General features: G+C 38.5%; 18 protein-coding genes and 1 riboswitch. Of the genes, 3 read left to right on the top strand and 15 right to left on the bottom strand.

From position 1 onward, the window contains the following. Positions 1 to 276 precede the first annotated feature (276 nt). The 4 genes from JOD18_RS02995 to JOD18_RS02980 all read right to left on the bottom strand — a co-directional run bounded on the left by JOD18_RS02995 (position 277) and on the right by JOD18_RS02980 (position 3,214). The gene (locus JOD18_RS02995; protein ID WP_204667446.1) at positions 277 to 1,746 is read right to left on the bottom strand and encodes a sodium:solute symporter family protein; all 1,470 of its coding nucleotides are present in this window, start codon (positions 1,744 to 1,746) and stop codon (positions 277 to 279) included. Beyond that, positions 1,743 to 1,931 carry a hypothetical protein gene (locus JOD18_RS02990; protein ID WP_204667445.1) on the bottom strand — a complete coding sequence of 63 codons (189 nt, stop codon included), beginning with the start codon at positions 1,929 to 1,931 and terminating at the stop codon, positions 1,743 to 1,745. The genes JOD18_RS02995 and JOD18_RS02990 overlap by 4 nt, the downstream gene beginning before the upstream one ends. A 588-nt stretch (positions 1,932 to 2,519) precedes the next feature. Next, the gene (locus tag JOD18_RS02985; RefSeq protein WP_204667444.1) at positions 2,520 to 2,705 is read right to left on the bottom strand and encodes a hypothetical protein; all 186 of its coding nucleotides are present in this window, start codon (positions 2,703 to 2,705) and stop codon (positions 2,520 to 2,522) included. Between the two features lie 140 nt (positions 2,706 to 2,845). After that, positions 2,846 to 3,214 (bottom strand): cytochrome C oxidase subunit II, encoded by a 369-nt coding sequence (locus JOD18_RS02980; protein WP_204667443.1) that lies wholly within the window; start codon positions 3,212 to 3,214, stop codon positions 2,846 to 2,848. Between the two features lie 287 nt (positions 3,215 to 3,501). On the opposite strand from JOD18_RS02980, the gene JOD18_RS02975 reads away from it, so the two are divergent. Continuing rightward, entirely contained in the window at positions 3,502 to 4,203 is a 702-nt protein-coding gene (locus tag JOD18_RS02975) for a thermonuclease family protein (protein ID WP_204667442.1), read from the top strand. Between the two features lie 41 nt (positions 4,204 to 4,244). Here the strand turns inward: JOD18_RS02975 and JOD18_RS02970 are convergent, their stop codons facing one another. The 6 genes from JOD18_RS02970 to JOD18_RS02945 all read right to left on the bottom strand — a co-directional run bounded on the left by JOD18_RS02970 (position 4,245) and on the right by JOD18_RS02945 (position 10,305). Next, the gene (locus JOD18_RS02970; RefSeq protein ID WP_204667441.1) at positions 4,245 to 4,781 is read right to left on the bottom strand and encodes a GNAT family N-acetyltransferase; all 537 of its coding nucleotides are present in this window, start codon (positions 4,779 to 4,781) and stop codon (positions 4,245 to 4,247) included. A gap of 101 nt (positions 4,782 to 4,882) precedes the next feature. Then, entirely contained in the window at positions 4,883 to 5,944 is a 1,062-nt protein-coding gene (locus JOD18_RS02965; RefSeq protein WP_204667440.1) for a Gfo/Idh/MocA family protein, read from the bottom strand. Positions 5,945 to 5,956: 12 nt separating this feature from the next. After that, positions 5,957 to 6,589: a DUF624 domain-containing protein gene (locus JOD18_RS02960; RefSeq protein WP_204667439.1), complete on the bottom strand. Its 633-nt coding sequence runs from the start codon at positions 6,587 to 6,589 to the stop codon at positions 5,957 to 5,959. Between the two features lie 125 nt (positions 6,590 to 6,714). After that, positions 6,715 to 8,256 (bottom strand): type 2 periplasmic-binding domain-containing protein, encoded by a 1,542-nt coding sequence (locus tag JOD18_RS02955; RefSeq protein WP_204667438.1) that lies wholly within the window; start codon positions 8,254 to 8,256, stop codon positions 6,715 to 6,717. Between the two features lie 12 nt (positions 8,257 to 8,268). Then, entirely contained in the window at positions 8,269 to 9,168 is a 900-nt protein-coding gene (locus JOD18_RS02950) for a carbohydrate ABC transporter permease (protein WP_204667437.1), read from the bottom strand. Positions 9,169 to 9,348: 180 nt separating this feature from the next. After that, positions 9,349 to 10,305 (bottom strand): ABC transporter permease, encoded by a 957-nt coding sequence (locus JOD18_RS02945; protein ID WP_204667436.1) that lies wholly within the window; start codon positions 10,303 to 10,305, stop codon positions 9,349 to 9,351. Positions 10,306 to 10,612: 307 nt separating this feature from the next. On the opposite strand from JOD18_RS02945, the gene JOD18_RS02940 reads away from it, so the two are divergent. Together JOD18_RS02940 and JOD18_RS02935 are read left to right on the top strand one after the other, a co-directional pair. Further along, positions 10,613 to 12,313, top strand: coding sequence for a sensor histidine kinase (locus JOD18_RS02940; protein ID WP_204667435.1), 1,701 nt, complete (start codon positions 10,613 to 10,615; stop codon positions 12,311 to 12,313). Further along, positions 12,310 to 13,935: a response regulator transcription factor gene (locus JOD18_RS02935; RefSeq protein ID WP_204667434.1), complete on the top strand. Its 1,626-nt coding sequence runs from the start codon at positions 12,310 to 12,312 to the stop codon at positions 13,933 to 13,935. The genes JOD18_RS02940 and JOD18_RS02935 overlap by 4 nt, the downstream gene beginning before the upstream one ends. Positions 13,936 to 14,132: 197 nt before the next feature. Here JOD18_RS02935 and JOD18_RS02930 read toward each other — a convergent pair whose 3' ends face one another. From JOD18_RS02930 to JOD18_RS02910, 5 genes are all read right to left on the bottom strand, one after another. Continuing rightward, entirely contained in the window at positions 14,133 to 14,918 is a 786-nt protein-coding gene (locus tag JOD18_RS02930; protein ID WP_204667433.1) for a TatD family hydrolase, read from the bottom strand. Next, entirely contained in the window at positions 14,911 to 15,654 is a 744-nt protein-coding gene (locus JOD18_RS02925; RefSeq protein ID WP_204667432.1) for an ABC transporter ATP-binding protein, read from the bottom strand. Before JOD18_RS02925 ends, JOD18_RS02930 begins: the two co-directional genes overlap by 8 nt. Next, on the bottom strand, positions 15,651 to 16,409 hold the full coding sequence (locus tag JOD18_RS02920) for an ABC transporter permease (RefSeq protein WP_204667431.1): 759 nt from the start codon (positions 16,407 to 16,409) through the stop codon (positions 15,651 to 15,653). Before JOD18_RS02920 ends, JOD18_RS02925 begins: the two co-directional genes overlap by 4 nt. 85 nt (positions 16,410 to 16,494) lie before the next feature. Continuing rightward, entirely contained in the window at positions 16,495 to 16,788 is a 294-nt protein-coding gene (locus tag JOD18_RS02915; protein ID WP_204667430.1) for a thiamine-binding protein, read from the bottom strand. Positions 16,789 to 16,803: 15 nt separating this feature from the next. Then, positions 16,804 to 17,790 (bottom strand): ABC transporter substrate-binding protein, encoded by a 987-nt coding sequence (locus JOD18_RS02910; protein ID WP_204667429.1) that lies wholly within the window; start codon positions 17,788 to 17,790, stop codon positions 16,804 to 16,806. An 87-nt stretch (positions 17,791 to 17,877) separates the two neighbouring features. Then, a riboswitch (TPP riboswitch) is annotated at positions 17,878 to 17,987 on the bottom strand. Position 17,988 lies beyond the last annotated feature (1 nt).

Here is a 17,988-nt window from a genome sequence, read left to right as displayed (position 1 = left end):
ACATCAGGCGATGGGCTTCTTCCTCCATTTCAATGACATTCGTTGTATCCTTTATTAATTCATATAGTTTTGATATAATTAGTTCCATGAGAAGGCCTCTTTCGTAAATGTATTATGCCCTGCAAAGCATACATTTTATGATAGAGTACCTTCTCTTTTTTGGCTAGGGGATTTTTTATCACTTTCGAGTATTATTTTACACATACTAACTGTTTATCATAAGTAATAAGCGAAAAAAACAAGAAGACCCATGTTCATCCACATAGGTCTTCAAAGTTAGCTTGTTTTTTTCATATGTGATTTAATATAGTGTAAAAACTCCTCTGCTTTTTGTTCCGGGGCTTTGGTAGCCAGACTGACGGTTACAAACACAAGAAAAGCAACTGCCAGTCCCCAGATTCCCGATTTCAAGCCAAACAATAGACCACCCGTAATCTCGATATAAATAACGAGCAACCCGCTAATCACAATACTGCTGATCACACCAGCTGCTGTACCCTTTTTCCAAAAGAAGGTTCCGATAATAGCAGGCACCACCACGATCAGCCCCGCTGAAGACGAAACCGATAAGACAGCAATCAAATCAAGCTGCAGCTGGGCAAACAAGTAGGCCAGAATGGCGATAATCGGAATGACGATCTTCCCCACTGCCAACTGTTTGCGATCAGTAGTCCCTTTTTTCATATTTGCATAAATATCTCGTGAAAATAAGGAAGACAAGGTTAACAAAATTGAATCAATCGTTGAAATGGCCGCTGCCATAATCCCCACCATGACCAACACACCGAGTATAGGCGGGATAATATCGGATGACAGCAAGGTAGGTGTTGCCATATCCGGGTTATCCAAATTTGGATATAAGATACTTGCCGAAAAACCCCATACAACGGATACAAAGGTATAGATTAAGCCAAACACTAAAAAACCCAGCAGCATATGCCGCATACTTCTTAACGAGGCCGGCATATATAAACGCTGGCTGACTTGCGGATTGGAGATACTAAAGAAAAACCATGGGATCGTCAATCCTAAGAAAGTCCAAAAATCAAAAAAGCCATTTCCAGGCACAGTATATGCTTGCGGATCATTTGCTTCAATCGCGTCAGCAAATGATTGAAAGCCACCCAGATGCTGAATCAGCAGCAGCACAACAATCGTAGATGAAATAATCATAACGATCGATTGCAAAGCGTCTGTCCAGGCAACCGAACGTATCCCTGCGATATAGGTAAACACCAAGGCCAATACCGTTGCAATCAGGACACCTGTTGTATGGGAAATCGCATTTCCTGTTACCCCCTGCAGTAAGTAACCAATTCCTGTTAATTGAACAGCACTGTATGGAATCAAAAACAAACAGCTTGAAACAGCCGAAACAATTGCAACAGCTTTATTCTGGTAACGGTCACCCAACATTTCAGATGGAGTCACATAGCCATACTTCTTGCCAACCAGCCAGAAACGTGGGCCAAAGATAGCGACAAGTGATACTCCAACAATATAAATAATTTCAAAACCATAGGCGCCAATTCCTCCATTGTATGTCAAGCCCGCCAAACCGACTAACATAAAAGCACTGAAGGTAGTGGCACTATAACTCATCGCAGATATAAAACCATTCAACTTGCGGTCACCAATAAAATAACTGGCCATACTTTGCTGCTTACCTGTTCGTGACAACCAGGCAATAATGATACCAAACAAAACATAAAGGGCAATAATCGTCCATATTAAGCCGACATTCATTCTTTGTCACCCCAAGCTTCTGTCAATTTCACATTGATCAAGATCGCAATAATGGCTAGGACTGTCCATACAAGAAAGCTGCCATACCATTTGGTGACATGTTGAAAGATTGTGTAAGGAATCACATAACAGCTTATAACAATGATCAAAATGATTGTTCCCCATATCTTTTCTTTTTTATTCATCTTCCTCACCCTTCTTATTCATTGCAGTACAAACCATAAGTAAAGGATAAAGTCCCTCGCCTCTGGCTGTCTTATATTATCATGCTCTTAATTATACACAATAATATACAAGTGTAAAGACACTTGTCGTATTTTTTAATATTTTTCAGTTTTTTTGTCTAAGCATTATTATTGTCTGTGTATGAGGATAGAGATAAAGAGACTGTTGCAGGTTTTAAATCAGATGCCGGGGATATCTTATTCACGCCTTGAGGAGATGGTTTTTGATCGGATGCCAAGGCTATTCTATCCTTTTCATGCTATGATTCCATTTAGTGAAACCGACTTAGAAAGTGGAAAAAGGATGTCTTATGTGCAGGTTCTTTCCCATCACAAACCATAATCAAAATAAACCATCCAACATACAAAAAAGCTGTTACAACATGTACATTGTGCAACAGCTCCCTTATGACAACGGAATAAATCATTTCTTTAGAGGAAAATATTATACAACTTTTGTTATCGTTATTATTTTGCTGTGAAACGTCATCAATCAAACCCTTAAGCCTGTTTGGTAAATATAGGCGATAAAACCTGTACACGTTTGGCCTACTTTTTTTGATTGGATGAGTAACCTTGAGCTGCTTTATTTCTAATATGGATGTTATACCAAAGCAGACCAATAATCAGCAAAATAATAACAATCGCTGGCACGCGGATAATTCCTGAAAAATCTAAAACCATTAAAATAATTAATCCAATTAATAATGGGGTTCGGAATCGACTATAGGACATAAAATGCTCCTTTACATTGTAATTGCTTTCATTTATATTGTAGCATAAAATTAATCTGCAAAGAATCCCTTGTCTCTTCCTGACAAGGGATTTAATCATTTATTTAATGGCAAGACAGTCATCTGCTCTGTCATCACCTTTTACTGTACAACAAGGGTTGCAACCATGTCGTTGTGACCTGTTCCGCAAGGGATAGAACATCTAATCGTATATTCACCAGCTTCTAATGTGGCTGTGGCAGAACCATCTCCATCAATTGCAATATCTGTACCATCAATTTCGATACCATGATATCCATCTTCATTAGATAGATTTACCACTACTTCTCCAGCAGAAGCGGTATATTCTTCTTGATCAAATTCCCAGTTGCTAGCTGTTATGTTTACTGCTTCTCCATTTTCATTCGTTTCTGTTTCTGGCGATGTGTTGTTTTCTGTATCATCGCCGCCACAAGCAGCTAACATAAGAGCAAGCGATAATGTGGTAATCCCTAACCATATTTTTTGCATGATCATTCTCCTTTTTTCGTTTCCTATTTCATTGTTACCTTAAATGATAACTTTCATACTCAGCTTATTTATCTATACACCATCATTATACTAGCAGGACATTCGTTTATCTACCGTCTGGGAAATGTTTCATAAAAGGTTCATAAAGTGATATTTTAATATAGGCAGGTAATACTTATCCCAATGTTAATAATGTAAGAAACTATATCAAGATGCGATAAAAACTCTTTTATCCACCTTTATTCTATTGTAAACTAGATTGTTGAAGTGTTTAAAGGAGGCAGAAAATGATAATAAAAAAATGGTCGATTTCATTCACCATGTTACTACTCCTGCTGGCTGGCTGTGGAATCGCTCCATTAGACGCAGGATCTTACACTGGTGATCAAGAGCTTGAAACAGCACAAGTGGAGCGAATCGTAGACGGCGATACATTACGAATTACATACAACGGTAAAGAAGAGACCCTGCGATTGCTATTAGTCGATACGCCGGAAACCAAACACCCCAGCATGCCGGTCCAGCCCTTTGGTCCAGAAGCATCTGAATATGCAGTAGAGATGCTGGCTGGAAAAGAGATTGGCCTTGAATTTGACGGCCCTGAGCGTGATAAATATGATCGGTTATTGGCATACATATGGGTTGATGGGGAAAATTTTAACCAATTGCTATTAGAGAACGGCTTGGCACGCTATGCTTATGTCTATGATCCGCCATATATACATGAAGAGGAGATGGAACAGGCAGAACAAGCGGCTAGAGAAGCAGGCATTGGTATCTGGAGTTTGGATGGTTATGTCACTGATCGAGGTTTTGATCATGAGAAGGTCGAAGAAGTACAAAACGACATTTCCCCTGCAAAAAATGCAGAGGTCTATTATAAAAATTGTTCTGAAGCACGAGAAGCTGGAGCTACACCGCTTTATGAAGGAGACCCGGGTTATGGTGTCCATATGGATGGCGATCGTGACGGTGTTGCTTGTGAATAATCAAAAGCCTGTGGATCAGATCGCTCCGCAGGCTTCTTATCTCAGTGAGAACGACGTGCTTCCCATTCTGATTTGGTAATTCCCATCTCAATCAAACTCCAATACTCTTCTCCATTCTTTCTAGCTTTGTGCAGATAATTTTCTTCTTGAAAACCGACCTTTTTATAACAAGTAATGGCAGAGGTATTAAAGTCTAATACCAATAAATTAATTTTATCCAATGCTAATGTATCAAAGGCAAATTGCAACAGGTTGGTCATCATTTGGGTGCCATAGCCTTTCCCCCTGGCGTTATCTGCACCAACCAATACCTTTCCTGCTACAGCAAAACCTTGTTCCCGGTCTACATCCCGCAAGGAAATATGACCGATCACTTCCTCTGTTGTCTGGTTCACTGCCTTGAAAATATATTTCTGGGCATTCTCTTGGTTTGCCCCTTGCAGATAAGCTGCCAATTGTTCTTTTGTTAGTGGATAGGAAAAACCAGGCCCTCCCCATTGCAAACAGAATGCCGGACTTGGAATCCAAGCCATTAATTGTTCGAAATCATCTTCGGTAAAATATTCTAAAGTTACCATAACGCATACCCCTCTATATCCCGTACCGTGATCATTTTGTATGCTTCATTATACTATGATTTGGACTAGAAGGGAATCTTTCTTGGACGAATCTATACTGACTATTCCACGTTCACATTAGTGTTACTGCCTGCTGATTGAATAATAGCGTCGATAACCTTTTGATTGATATAGCCATCATAAAAAGTCGGCATGTGCTGAACTGAACCATGAGAGAGCAGTTCCACAAAATCACTTACCAGTGTCTTTTTATACTTATCGGGTACTTTTTCTGTCTGAAAAGCTGGCTTCTTTTCGGCTCCATCTGCTGAGCAAATATCAATTTCCTTTGGTCGCTCAATATCCACATGTATCGTTCCATATTCTCCATATATAGTGACCGTATGTTTGTTATTGGAACCAACAGCATTCCTTGTGGTAACAAAGGTCCCGATCACATCTTCTGCCAAAATCGCTTGAAAACTCGTAAAATCGTCCACCGTCACCTGCTTCTCTTCTCCAGTATCCGGATCAACTCTTTTATGTACCAACGTTTTCATCATCGCTGACACAGACTGAAACTCTCCTACAAAAAATCGTGCACTGTCAATCATATGGGCACCTAAATCACCTAATGCACCTGTACCGCTAATTTCTTTATCATAACGCCATAAGAAAGGCGTATTAAATACAGGAGAGCCAAACGACTGCTCATAACGGACATCAATGTGTTCGATGTGGCCTAATACATTCGCCTCTACCATATCTTTCGCATATTGAAAAGATGGTGTATAACGATGAATAAATCCGATTGCACAAGGAATTGGGCTATTTTCATATAATGTTTTTAACTTTTCTGCCTCCATAACATTTAACGTAAATGGTTTCTCAGAAATAACGGCTTTCTGGTGAGCAATACATAATTCTAATACTTTTGCATGTAAGTGATTCGGCACAACCGCAATCACGGCATCAATTTCTGGATATGCTATCAACTGTTCCATATCACGAAAACGACATTCTTCTCTAATATTTTCCTGCTCGCCAGCTTGTGCTAACAATTCTGGATTCACATCACAAATCGCCGTAATCTGAATCGATTCCATTCCAGCAATGATGTGCCGATAAAAATTTGACATGCCTCCAAGCCCAATTAACCCTATTTTAACTATTTGGTTGTTCATTAAACATTCCTCCTATGCAGTTCTTTTTTCATATACAGCAAAAATTTTATTAAGAATATGAGCATTCAGCCAAACTATTAATGCAATTCCACCAAAAGTAACAAAATAAACAACAATGATCAACCATTTCACAGAGAACAGAACAAGAATAACAGGAAGCACATTCATCACTAACAATAAAAAGAAATAACGCATATGAAACCAGCTGATCATGACAGAGTTAATCAATGATTGTTTAATCGTATCTTGAAATCTCGCAATGTAAGGAAAAATAAACAAGAAAACAGATAAACTAAGAGTACCTAAAAATAACAGCATTCCCATATAAAACACCTTTAACAAGCCATCATGAATTCCTAATGAGAAGGCATTAACAAGCAAAATGATATTTAATACTAATAAAAATACCCAGACAATAGTACTCTGCTTAAAATTCCTTTGAAAGGCTCTGAAAAAACTGCTAACAATAGCTAGGTCTTCCCCTCTAACCATTTTCAGCAAAACATAATACAGTGAAGTCAGAGAAGCACCTAGTGTAATAATAGGAATACAACATATTAAAAACAATGTATTTAACATAACCATGTCTACCATTCTTGCCAGAAGCTTCATCAACGGACTATCTAAACTAAGAAGTTGACTCAACGTATTCCCCCTCCTTTTCTTACACTTTGAAAACTTCCTAACCAGTACAAGACTTGAAAAACAGCTGGCCTCACCCCCTTAACGATGGACACCAACTGTTTTTCCTATTCAACTATAAGAAGCTATTATTCACTTAGACTTTCTTGATACCGATCAAAAGCCTCATTTTGAATGTCCATATATTCTCCTAACCCCATCTGTTCCAGTTGAGAGATATAGGCATCCCACTCTTCTGTTGCACCGCCTTCGACAACCCATTTAGATTGCATCGACTCAACATAAGCTTCCAGATCTACAGTCAACGTACTTAAACGGGCACTTTCTTCCTCTGTATAAATTACATTAGGAAATTGTTCTCTTACATACGGATTGAGTTCTTGATCTAATTCAAGTTTCAAACCATCTCCACCACTGGTTGGAAGTGTCACTTTTTCATTAAAATCTTCTCCGACATACTTAGGACCGAAGTCGCGGAAGGAGTTTGTCCAAGCAAAAATGTCTGCCGATTCCCCGTCTGGTGCTTCTAATACTTCATATGTGCCATCATCATGTTTCTCTACCGCAATATCATATGAACCATAGAATGTTTGAATACTGGCATCTTCTGTATAGAACTGATCTGCCCATTGCAATAATTTCTCAGGATTCTTCGCTTCGGTAGTGATCATAAATTCATTTCTTTCATAAATAGGTGCATCTGTCATGACATATCGTTCTCCATCAGGTCCTTCTAGTGCTGGTAATTGAGCATACTGATTTGCATTTGGTCCGAACACGGCATCTGCGGTCCAGCCTGTACCTAATCCTACAAGAGCCTGCTCATCATTTTGACGTTTTGCCTCCGCCATGGAGGTATCTTGCGTAAACAATTCTTGATCAATTAATCCTTCTGCATATGCCTGGTGCATCCATTCAATCCCTTCTCTATATGCTTCGGCTGTTGGGATATAAACAGGTTTGCCATCTTGTACCGTTAAATTGGTATCATAGGCACCTATAGGTAAACCAAATGGCAGTATGAATTGTAACACACCCACTTGTGCAGGGATCTCATCATTAGGATCACCATTATTATTGGCATCTTCCTCTTTAAATGCTTTCAACACATCATACAGTTCTTCATATGTTTGTGGCATCTCCAACCCTAAATGATCAAGCCACTGTTGATTAATAAATAATGAATTACCAGCAATTGGCCGTAAAGGCAGTTTCTTAGGCAAACTATAAATATGACCGTCTGGTGAAGTTACCATCGCCCGCATGGTAGGATCTTCTTCAAATGCTTTTGTTAAATTTGGCATATGTTCTTCAATCAAATCCTCTAGTGGAATGAATACACCTTGGTTCTTAGCTATATCAGAATCTGTTAAGGCTAATGAACCCCAAAAAGCATCTGGTAATTCGCCTCCAGCCATCACCACTGATTTCTTGTCGCCCCATTCGCTGTTAACATACACATCCCAATTGATTGAAATGTCTGCCTCTTGTTCCGTTTCTTCTACAAATCCTTTTAAGAAACTGTCGCCCCATTCCGCCCATCGGACCGTAGCAATGGTATAAGCTTCATCCTCTTCTGCTGTTTCATTGGTGGTATCTGAGCTGCAACCGATTAATATACTTACCATCATCGTGATACCTAACGTTAGTTTGAATAAATTTTTAACCATCTTATTTTCCTCCTACTCTTTAATTGAACCAACCATAACTCCTCGATTAAAATACTTTTGCAGAAATGGATATAAACACATAATCGGCAAGGTAGAAACAATAATAGCCGCATATTTCATCATTTCTGACAGCGCCCTTAATTCGGTTGCTAATTCCCCGGAAGCTTGTCCAAGCAGGGATTCATTCATAATCAGTATTCTGCGCAGCACCAGCTGCAACGGCTGTAAATGTTCACTTGAAAGGTAAATCATGGCGTCAAACCATGAATTCCATATCCCTACTGCTGTCCAAAGCCCAATAACGGCCAAAATAGCTTTTGATAAAGGCAATACCATCGTTATAAAGTAACGCAGTGTTCCACAACCATCCACTTGTGCAGCTTCCCATAAAGTTTCTGGAATACTATTTTTAAAAAATGTCCGTGCGATAATAATATTGAATGCACTAACTGAAAACGGTAAAACCAATACCCAAAATGTATCCAGCAAGCCAAATTCTCTAACGACTAAATAGGTAGGAACAAGCCCGCCTCCTATAAACATCGGAAGAATATAGACAATCATAATCCATTTTCTTCCTAGCAGTTCTCGTCTTGATAAGGCGTAGCCAGCTGTTATATTAACAAACAAGCCAATCATCGTTCCGACAATTGTATACAGAATCGTATTTAAATAACCTCGCCAAATCATTTCTTGCTTTACCAATTCTATATAACCGTCCAATCGCCAGTCTTTTGGCCAAAATAAGACATTCCCATTAGCAACATCGGCGGGATTACTAAATGAAGCGATGATAATAAACCAAAGTGGATATATAATCATTACAATCATTAATATAGCTACAGTATAGATGGCTATATCAAAAATGATGTCTGTTTTCTTTTTTGGTATAGTTAATCTTTGAGCAATCATAACAACATTCTCCTCCTCTCTATAAGTGCGTGTTCAAAAAGTTCGGTGAAAAGGACCAAGAAGTTCCAGGCGGCGTAGCCTTTGAGCAACGGAGCGTATGCTTTTAATACGTGAGTAGCGGAAAAGCAAGCCAACGCAGAAATTCGCCGTGTCATTTTTATCGGACTTTTTGAACATCCTCTATAACAGGCTGGTTTTCGTTAACCGCTTAGAGATCCAATTCACGAGTAATAAGATAATCACATTGACGACTGAATTGAATAAGCCAATGGCTGTTGACAAACTATACTCGAAATTCTGCAAACCCACTTTATACACATAAGTAGAGATAACTTCACTTCCAGCTAGGTTCAACGGATTTTGTAATAATAGCACTTTTTCAAATCCTACACTCAAGACATTCCCGGCCCTCAAAATCAAAAGAATCATCGCTGTAGGCAGCAGTAATGGCAGATCAATATGAAGGATTTTCTGCAGTTTACCTGCTCCATCCATTGTTGCTGCTTCATAATAGGTGGGATTAATAGCAGACAGTGCCGCCAAAAAGATAATACTGTCCCAGCCGACATGCTGCCATACATCACTCCAAACATAAATACTGCTGAATGCAGAAGGATTGGATAAAATATTCGGCATCTCCACTCCAATTAAGGACAACAAATTGGCAAACAATCCATTACTGGGTGATAAGAAAATCAAAATCATCCCACACATAACCATGGTAGAGATGAAATGCGGTAAATAGGTCGTTACTTGAAAGACTTTCTTAAACATCCCCACACGAATTTGATTACAGAGAATAGCTAAAGCAATTGGTAAAGGAAAACCGACTAAAATGCTGTAAAGACCTATTGTCAGCGTATTCTTTATCGTCAAATCAAATTGGTAAGAATTAAAAAATTGAATAAAATGTTTAAATCCTACCCATGGACTGCCCCAAAATCCTAATGCAGGCGAATAATCTTTGAACGCGATTACAATTCCATATAAAGGAATATAAAAAAAGCAAATTAATAAAATAATAGATGGCAGCAATAATACATATAACGGGGCACTTTTCTTTAGTTTTTTACCGAAAATAGATTGTTTGCTTCTATTGGATAAAACTAAACTTCCGTCTTCAACCTTCGTTTTCAATGCCTATTCTCTCCTTTTTCGATATACTTTGAAAGTTAATTTACATGCACCTGACAATCATCCTCCTTCTTTCCCTCTCATGCCTTTTATATTATGGCAAGGAACATCACAACAAGATAGTAGTAAATCGTTCCATTATGGTACTATCCGGTTCACTCCGTCCTTTTCTTTTCATGTAAAATAATAAAAATATCACTATTCCGTTCTTTTAGGCCAAATTAAACGCTTTTTGAACGTTTTGTGCTAGATAACCGAATTTATGATTCTTTATAATAGAAAGTAAGGTCACGACTAGGAGCTGAGAAATTTGTGCTGGAACAGGAAAAGAAATACTTCACATTCAGTTAATTATTATTCAAAAATACTATTAATCGTCTTGTGTCTCATATTAATCATTAATGTATTTGTAAGTTTTTTCACCATTTATACAACAAGACAGCAAAATATCGACTATATTACCAATACCATCAATCTCTATTTAGATGACACATTACAGAAACTCAATGCAATGGACCATTTTATGGTATGGACGGTTAAAAATGAGCCCCTGATCACCGATATAGAGCAAGCTGATGGCATTGCAGACCTTTCTAAAGGCATCAAACAATTCCGATCGAGGGTGAATGATTTCCAATACACCTCAGGAAAGGAATATCAATTTTTTTTATTGTTAAAGGAAGAAAATATTTTTTTTAATAGCTCAACCCTTCAAATAAATTATACCGATTATCTGGAAATGAAAGACTACTTTATGAGAAATATCAATGGACTGTATCGTTATGAAAATATTAAGTCTTGGTATCCTTTAATTATAAATGGGAAGTATTTCTTATATCATTTATTGGAGTATGAGAACCGAGTATTTATTTCGATTATTTCGGTTGATGACCTGTTACTGCCATTACAAGATATTGAACTAGGCAGCGATGGTAATATGTGGATTGAATATAGCAAACTTGGCTTTTTACCGAATAGCAATCAAGAGCTGGGCATTCCTCAGAAGCACTCCTATAGCTTCTTAACCAGTTCACTAGTGTTTCGTGACGTGGACACCTCACTACCTTTTACGTTGCACCTTACAGTTGATCACTTTAGTGCTTTCAAAAAAGGAGTGATCACACAATTAGCACTTATTGCTGCCATCATTATTATAAGTATTATGTTATTCACCATTCTGCGTTATGTCAGAAATAAACTTATTACGCCTATTGAAGTATTCTCTAAAAATCTAAGCATCATCAACCAAAATAATGAGTCGATGGACTTTGAAAGCAGCAATATCATAGAATTGGAGAAAAGCAATAAACAATTCAAAGATTTGATCAGCAAAGTAAAAACATTAAAAATAAATATCTATGAACAAGAGATAGAGAAAAAACAAACTCAATTGGATTATATGCAATTACAAATTAAACCACACTTTTACTTGAATTGCTTAACAACTATTTATAGCATGGCCCAAATGGAAATGTATCATGAAATTAAGGAGATGACATTATCTACATCGAGATACTTTCGTTACTTATTGCAGACGAAACATGATCTAGTGAACTTAGAAGATGAACTCAAACATGTTCAGGATTACTTATCTATCCAGAAGTTGGTTCATCATGATGCCTTACACTACCATATCGAGATGGACGCTGGTATTGAACAGTCGAAAATACCACCATTAGTCTTGCAAACATTTATTGAGAATACGGTTAAATACTCTGTTTCTCCAGAGGAGCAGATAAAAATCAAGATAGAAATACACTATGTCGATAACAAACAAGCTATTCAAATCAAATTAAAAGATAATGGCCCTGGTTTTCCTGAAGCTATCTTGACCAAGCTCAAACAGAATATTCCATTAACAACAGGGGATGGTAAGCAGATTGGAATTCATAATGTGATTCAAAGGCTTCAGTTACTATACGGGAAAGACTTCTCCATTGATTTTTCTAATAATCTATATGGTGGTACAGTCATTCAAATCATTTTACCTCAGAAGGAGAATATGCTATGAACGTGTTAATCGTTGATGATGATCGATTTGTCATTTCTGCATTACAGCAAAAAATGAAATGGGATAGATTAGGAATTAGAAATGTTTATCCAGCCTATAATATTCATCAAGCAAAAGAAATCTTGGAAGAATATACGATTGATATTCTTGTTTCTGATATCGAAATGCCCCGAGGCAGCGGCCTCGAATTATTAGCATGGATTAGAGACAGAGGATATAATGTACAAGCCATCTTCTTAACCAATTTTGCTGATTTCAACTATGCTCAGAAAGCTATTGAATTACAAAGTTTTGAATATTACTTAAAGCCCATTGAATTCGATAAGCTGGAATTAATTATTAAGAAAGCTGTACAGAAAGCACAGCAATCACAAATGACAGAGAATGCCTTAAAAGCAGGTCATTATTTACAACAAAACAAACAAGAAATCATTACACATTTTTGGCATAACTTTCTTTACAGTAGCAATCCATTTACTCATACTGAACTTAAGGAACAATTGCATTCTAGACAGTTAGACTATTCCATCGAGGATCAGCTTCTTCCGATTTTCATTGCTTTATTTCCCTATAGGTTGGTGGACAATAAAGAGATTCAAACGATCATAGATCAAGAGACTGATGTACATAGTATTATAAAATCTATGATTGCAGAGTCCTTTTCACATATAGGGAGTCTAGACTTTTTGCTGGAGATAACAAAAGACGAATATTTAGTTATCTTGAAACAATTAGATCTTCAACGTTCTATCACTCCCGTCGAGTGCGTCAACATATGCGATCAAGTGATCAACCATATCAACCAGCAACTAGGATGTGACGCTCAGTGTCACCTGGGAGAAATCGCCTCTATTATTGATATGCCAGACGCTGTTCACAAGCTTCAGCAGACAAAAAAAGAAATGATCGAATTTAGAAATAAGACCATTGCTGTTCGATCTATTAAAAATGCTTCCCCCAAATACAAGGAACCTAATTTATCAGCATTAGAAAATTACCTTGAAACCAATAATCGCTTAAGTTTTGTTAATAAATGCTATCATCACTTAACAGTGACGGCATACGATGATGGCGTAAGTGATTATATTGCTGCTAGTTTTAGACTAGATATTGAACAACTCATCTATACACATTTGAAAAAGAAAGAGATACTTGCTAATAAATTATTTCAAAAGGAAATTCATGATTTTTTATTCACACAATCATCCCGTTCCATAGACGATTTACTGATCTACCTTTCGTATTTATTACGTGTGGCACTGGATTATATTGAGTTTTCCAACAGTCAAAAATCTGTTGTGCAAACCATATGTGAATTTATTGACCTGCATTACGCAGAAAATATCACAAGAGCAACCATGGCAAAAATCGTCTTTCTAAGTCCTGATTATATTGCAAAAATATTTAAAAAAGAGACCGGCCTCCCTCTTGTGCAATATCTAATTAACAAAAGAGTGGACGTCGCAAAAGACCTGCTAAAAAATACCAACCTTCCTATTCATACGATATCTGACAGGGTGGGATATGATAACTACTCCTACTTCACTAAATTGTTCAAGAAAGAGACTGGTTATACTCCATTAGATTATCGTAAGTGGAATAGAACAGCCGATGGAAAATAGGGCTTATTCTCCAACATAGATGTAAATGAAAGCTCTGAGATGCAGACGAGGGGATGCCCGGTTCATAAAATTCATTCTTATGGATTGGGCAGGTGTTTTTCCGGTCCCTCTGTCCATTAGGATAAAAGAAGTTTTTTCTTCAGTCTGTTATCGTCAAATATAAGTTTGTTCTCGTCACACAAAAAATGGAGGAATTTTCATTCGCTCCATTTCTGCTTATTTTTTTCATGTATACGATAAAATTCGATTGTATTGTTGGTGACCTGCCGCTGTACCTCTTCTGCCGGCAGCTGCTTTAATGCTGCTATCTTCTTGATCACTTCTATGATCATATTGGGATGTGTCATCTGATCTTGAAAAGGCCCCTCAAACGGCCATGGTCCGTCTGTCTCTGCCATAATCAGTTCTAATGGATATCGCTTGATTAGTGCCTGGATTTCTTTTTCATACCAACAGTCTGGTGTAATCGAAATCATATATTGATTATCGATCAGCCGGTTGATTGTTTGCTGATCGCCTTTGAACCAATGAAAATGAGCACGTTGAATTTGATAGTCTTCTAGTAAATCACAGGCAATCACTGCATCTTGGTAAACGGCATGTAGCACGATCGGCAAGTCATATTGTTTCGCCGATTGTACAAATCGCTCCAAAATGATCCGATAAGCTGTCGGATCTAATGACGGATCTTCTCGTTGGGTATAATAAGGCAACCCTACCTCGCCGATCGCGATAATCTCTTGATGTTTTTCCTCTATCAGCTGTAAAATTTGGTCTATTTCTTGATCAGAGGGCAGCGGCTGTTCTGGGTGCCAGCCAAAAGCAGGATAAACAAATGGATATTGTTGTGCCAGCTGCCATACCTCTTTACAACTTTTCAGATGATTGGAAACAGCAATCATCCCGTTCACTTCCAGCCGGTTGATTAATTGTTCTCGTTCAGCTGGCTGATACCAATCCAGATGAATATGGGCGTCAATCATCAAGTACACCTCGCAATGTCTGAAAAATTTCTTTTTTTATTGCTAAAAATTCATTCGTTAAAGTAAGATCTTCTGTACGCGGCCGGTTGAATGTTATGTCGAATTCCTTGATTACTTGCGCTGGCTTGGAACCTAATACGATAATTCGGTCGGAGAGAAAAATCGCCTCTTCAATATTGTGGGTCACAAATAGTACGGACGGCCGCTCTTCTTCCCAAATTGATAACAACCATTTCTGCATCTCTAATCGTGTGAATTCATCCAGCGCAGAAAATGGCTCATCCAGACAAATAAATGGCTGTGGACTTAATAAACTTCGTACAAAGGCTGCCCGCTGTTTCATGCCTCCTGATAATTCATGGGGATACCGATTGCTATACTCTGCCAGTCCTGCCCTTCGCAACATATGAATGGCTTGATTTCTATCTGGCTGATGTGCTAATTCTGCTCCTAACATGACATTGTCTAAAATCGTGCGCCAGGGCAGCAAGGCAGGTGTTTGGGGCATATAACTAATCGAACCCTTTTTACCGACAATGTCCTGGCCATTTAAGTAAATCGTACCTTGATCCGGCTGATAGAGTCCGCCGATTAAATGAAAGATGGTGCTTTTGCCGCTTCCCGACGGACCCAGCAAAGAAACAAATTCACCATCGTTTACTCCAAATGACAAATCAGCTAAAATCAATTGTTCATCAAAGCCTTTTTCGATCTGTTCCAAGACTAATTTACTCATGAAGATTCCTCCTGACTAGGGCGCCATTTCAACAAATACTTCTCTAACAATAAAATAACCGCAAACAACAGCATACATAATAACATAATAAAGAATATCGCTACAAACACTCGATCGGTGCGGAAAGAGGAAGAGGCTAATGTCATATAGACACCAATCCCGTTCTGTGCGCCTAACCATTCTGAAATCACTGCGCCCATCACACTATAGGTTGCAGAAATCTTCAATCCCGAAAACATTTGAGGAATAGCATGAGGTAATTCCAGCTTGGTGAATATCTGTTTCTTGCTTGCCCCAGCCATTTTCATATAGTGCACCAATTCCGGACTGGTTTGACGCAGCCCATCCACCATGGCTACAGTAATTGGAAAGAAGCACACTAAGATAATAATTAACAGCTTTGGCAGAATGCCAAAACCGAACCAAATAACTAACAGCGGTGCTAATACAATAATTGGTATATTTTGTGACATAATCAACAAAGGATAAACGGCCTCACGTACTCTCGGCATTAGATGCAGCATAATAGCGATAGCAATACCGATAGTAATGCCAATCACCAATCCACTGATAGTAAGTGATATCGTAGATAGTAAATGGTGTCGATAGTTATCCCAACTTTGAATCGCTTCCTGAAAAATGGCTACCGGTGCCGGAAGAATCCATGATGGTATATCAAATAATCGGCTGGTGGTCTCCCACGCTGTCAATAAACCAATGATAGCACTTAACGGTAAAAAAGATTTCTTCAACATAAGCCATACTCCCATACTCATATGTTATACACGATGATAAAGCGAGACCTCCCTTTGTAGGGAAGTCTCACTTTATCCATGTTTGTTATTGATATTTCTTCGTTAACTCCTGCATGGAGGCTTGCTGGTCCTCGCGGGAATACACTTTTATTTGTGAAATAACACTTGGACATTCTAACTCATGCATACGGTGGTTCATTTTTTCAATAACGGCAAACAAATCGGATAGTTTCCCTTCCATGGTAGTTTCTAACGGTCCTACTTGGTATGTCACACCGGATTGCTCAATAATCGCAATCGCCTCATCAACAAAAGGGATGGAGTCCTCTCCTTTCGGTGTCTTTGGAATAATTTGAATACTTACTAATGCTTCTGCCATCTTAACTCCTCCTTTTTATTCTGGTAAAAATTGATTGGTAAATGCCTTATCTGCTTCTAGTTCTCGTTCTAACAAATCATTTTCATACATAAAATCGGCATAGTTTTGCCAAACTGCTGCAGACTGCTCACCCCAACGAGATGCCTCATCCTGATATCTGGGAGAAAGCCACTCTTGACTGGCCTTTACCAGTTCGGCATCTAAATCTGGCACACTTTCGATCAAAATATTTGCCGCATCTGCTGGGTTATCAATCGCAAACTGATAGCCTCTACTTACAGCTGCTAAGAATTTCTCAACAGTTTCCGGGTTTTCTTCTATCATTTTCTCACTGGTTGAGATTACCGGTGTATAATAATCCAGTTTATCAGAATACTCATTCAGATAAATCATATCAATCTCTTCCCCGCGTAATTCAGCTTCTATTCCTGTCCAAGCGTAATAAATCCATGCGAAATCAACATCACGCTCTACCGCAGTAAAGAAGTCGGTATTGCCAATATTAATTATTTCCACATCGCTAACTGATTCACCTTCTTGTTTCATCAGTGCATCCAGTACTGCCTCTTCTACAGGTGCGCCCCAGCCGCCATATGTTTTACCAGCAAAATCTTTCGGTGATTGAATTCCTTTCTCTACCGGAGCAGCTAAACCAGACGTATTGTGCTGAATAACGGCTGCTATCGAAACTAAAGGAATATCCTGAACTCTGGCTTCTGTAATCGATTCTTGATAGCTTACACCAAAATCTGCTTGTCCAGAAGCTACAGTCTGATCTGCTCCCGCTTCTCCAGGCATTACAATCTCTACGTCTAAACCTTCCTCTTCAAAATAGCCCTCCTCGTCAGCTACATAGATTCCAGTATGGTTTGTATTAGGAGTCCAATCCAGCACAAAGGTGACTTTCTCGAGGCCAGCCTCATTGTTACTGTCACCCCCAGAACTACATCCGGCCGCTCCTAGCAAAATAATCGCACCTAACACGAGCCAAAATTTTTTCATCGTATCTCTCCCTAACTTTTGATATTGACCGATTAAGCCATGAAAAAACCCTAGACCGTTAAGCCTAGGGTACATACACTTCATATAGAAAATGTCAGGTATGTTCCCTACGCTGGTCTCAACCAGATCAGGTTCTAAGGGTCTATATCTTCCGGATATTATCTCAACCAGCAACACTGGTCCCCCTACATCATTGTT

Source organism: Gracilibacillus alcaliphilus, from assembly GCF_016909015.1.
In the GTDB taxonomy this organism is placed as follows: domain Bacteria; phylum Bacillota; class Bacilli; order Bacillales; family Amphibacillaceae; genus Gracilibacillus; species Gracilibacillus alcaliphilus.
Note: the sequence above shows the minus strand (reverse complement) of the source record. Positions and strands in the feature narration are given on the sequence as shown.

What these genes read in the sequence shown, in the direction of transcription:
- JOD18_RS02965 (WP_204667440.1), bottom strand. Translation starts at nt 5,944, where the DNA reads ATGAACAACCAAATAGTTAAAATAGGGTTAATTGGGCTTGGAGGCATG.
- JOD18_RS02910 (WP_204667429.1), bottom strand. Translation starts at nt 17,790, where the DNA reads ATGAAAAAATTTTGGCTCGTGTTAGGTGCGATTATTTTGCTAGGAGCG.
- JOD18_RS02985 (WP_204667444.1), bottom strand. Translation starts at nt 2,705, where the DNA reads ATGTCCTATAGTCGATTCCGAACCCCATTATTAATTGGATTAATTATT.
- JOD18_RS02920 (WP_204667431.1), bottom strand. Translation starts at nt 16,409, where the DNA reads ATGTTGAAGAAATCTTTTTTACCGTTAAGTGCTATCATTGGTTTATTG.
- JOD18_RS02930 (WP_204667433.1), bottom strand. Translation starts at nt 14,918, where the DNA reads ATGATTGACGCCCATATTCATCTGGATTGGTATCAGCCAGCTGAACGA.
- JOD18_RS02980 (WP_204667443.1), bottom strand. Translation starts at nt 3,214, where the DNA reads ATGCAAAAAATATGGTTAGGGATTACCACATTATCGCTTGCTCTTATG.
- JOD18_RS02915 (WP_204667430.1), bottom strand. Translation starts at nt 16,788, where the DNA reads ATGGCAGAAGCATTAGTAAGTATTCAAATTATTCCAAAGACACCGAAA.
- JOD18_RS02935 (WP_204667434.1), top strand. Translation starts at nt 12,310, where the DNA reads ATGAACGTGTTAATCGTTGATGATGATCGATTTGTCATTTCTGCATTA.
- JOD18_RS02975 (WP_204667442.1), top strand. Translation starts at nt 3,502, where the DNA reads ATGATAATAAAAAAATGGTCGATTTCATTCACCATGTTACTACTCCTG.
- JOD18_RS02955 (WP_204667438.1), bottom strand. Translation starts at nt 8,256, where the DNA reads ATGGTTAAAAATTTATTCAAACTAACGTTAGGTATCACGATGATGGTA.
- JOD18_RS02925 (WP_204667432.1), bottom strand. Translation starts at nt 15,654, where the DNA reads ATGAGTAAATTAGTCTTGGAACAGATCGAAAAAGGCTTTGATGAACAA.
- JOD18_RS02990 (WP_204667445.1), bottom strand. Translation starts at nt 1,931, where the DNA reads ATGAATAAAAAAGAAAAGATATGGGGAACAATCATTTTGATCATTGTT.
- JOD18_RS02970 (WP_204667441.1), bottom strand. Translation starts at nt 4,781, where the DNA reads ATGGTAACTTTAGAATATTTTACCGAAGATGATTTCGAACAATTAATG.
- JOD18_RS02950 (WP_204667437.1), bottom strand. Translation starts at nt 9,168, where the DNA reads ATGATTGCTCAAAGATTAACTATACCAAAAAAGAAAACAGACATCATT.
- JOD18_RS02995 (WP_204667446.1), bottom strand. Translation starts at nt 1,746, where the DNA reads ATGAATGTCGGCTTAATATGGACGATTATTGCCCTTTATGTTTTGTTT.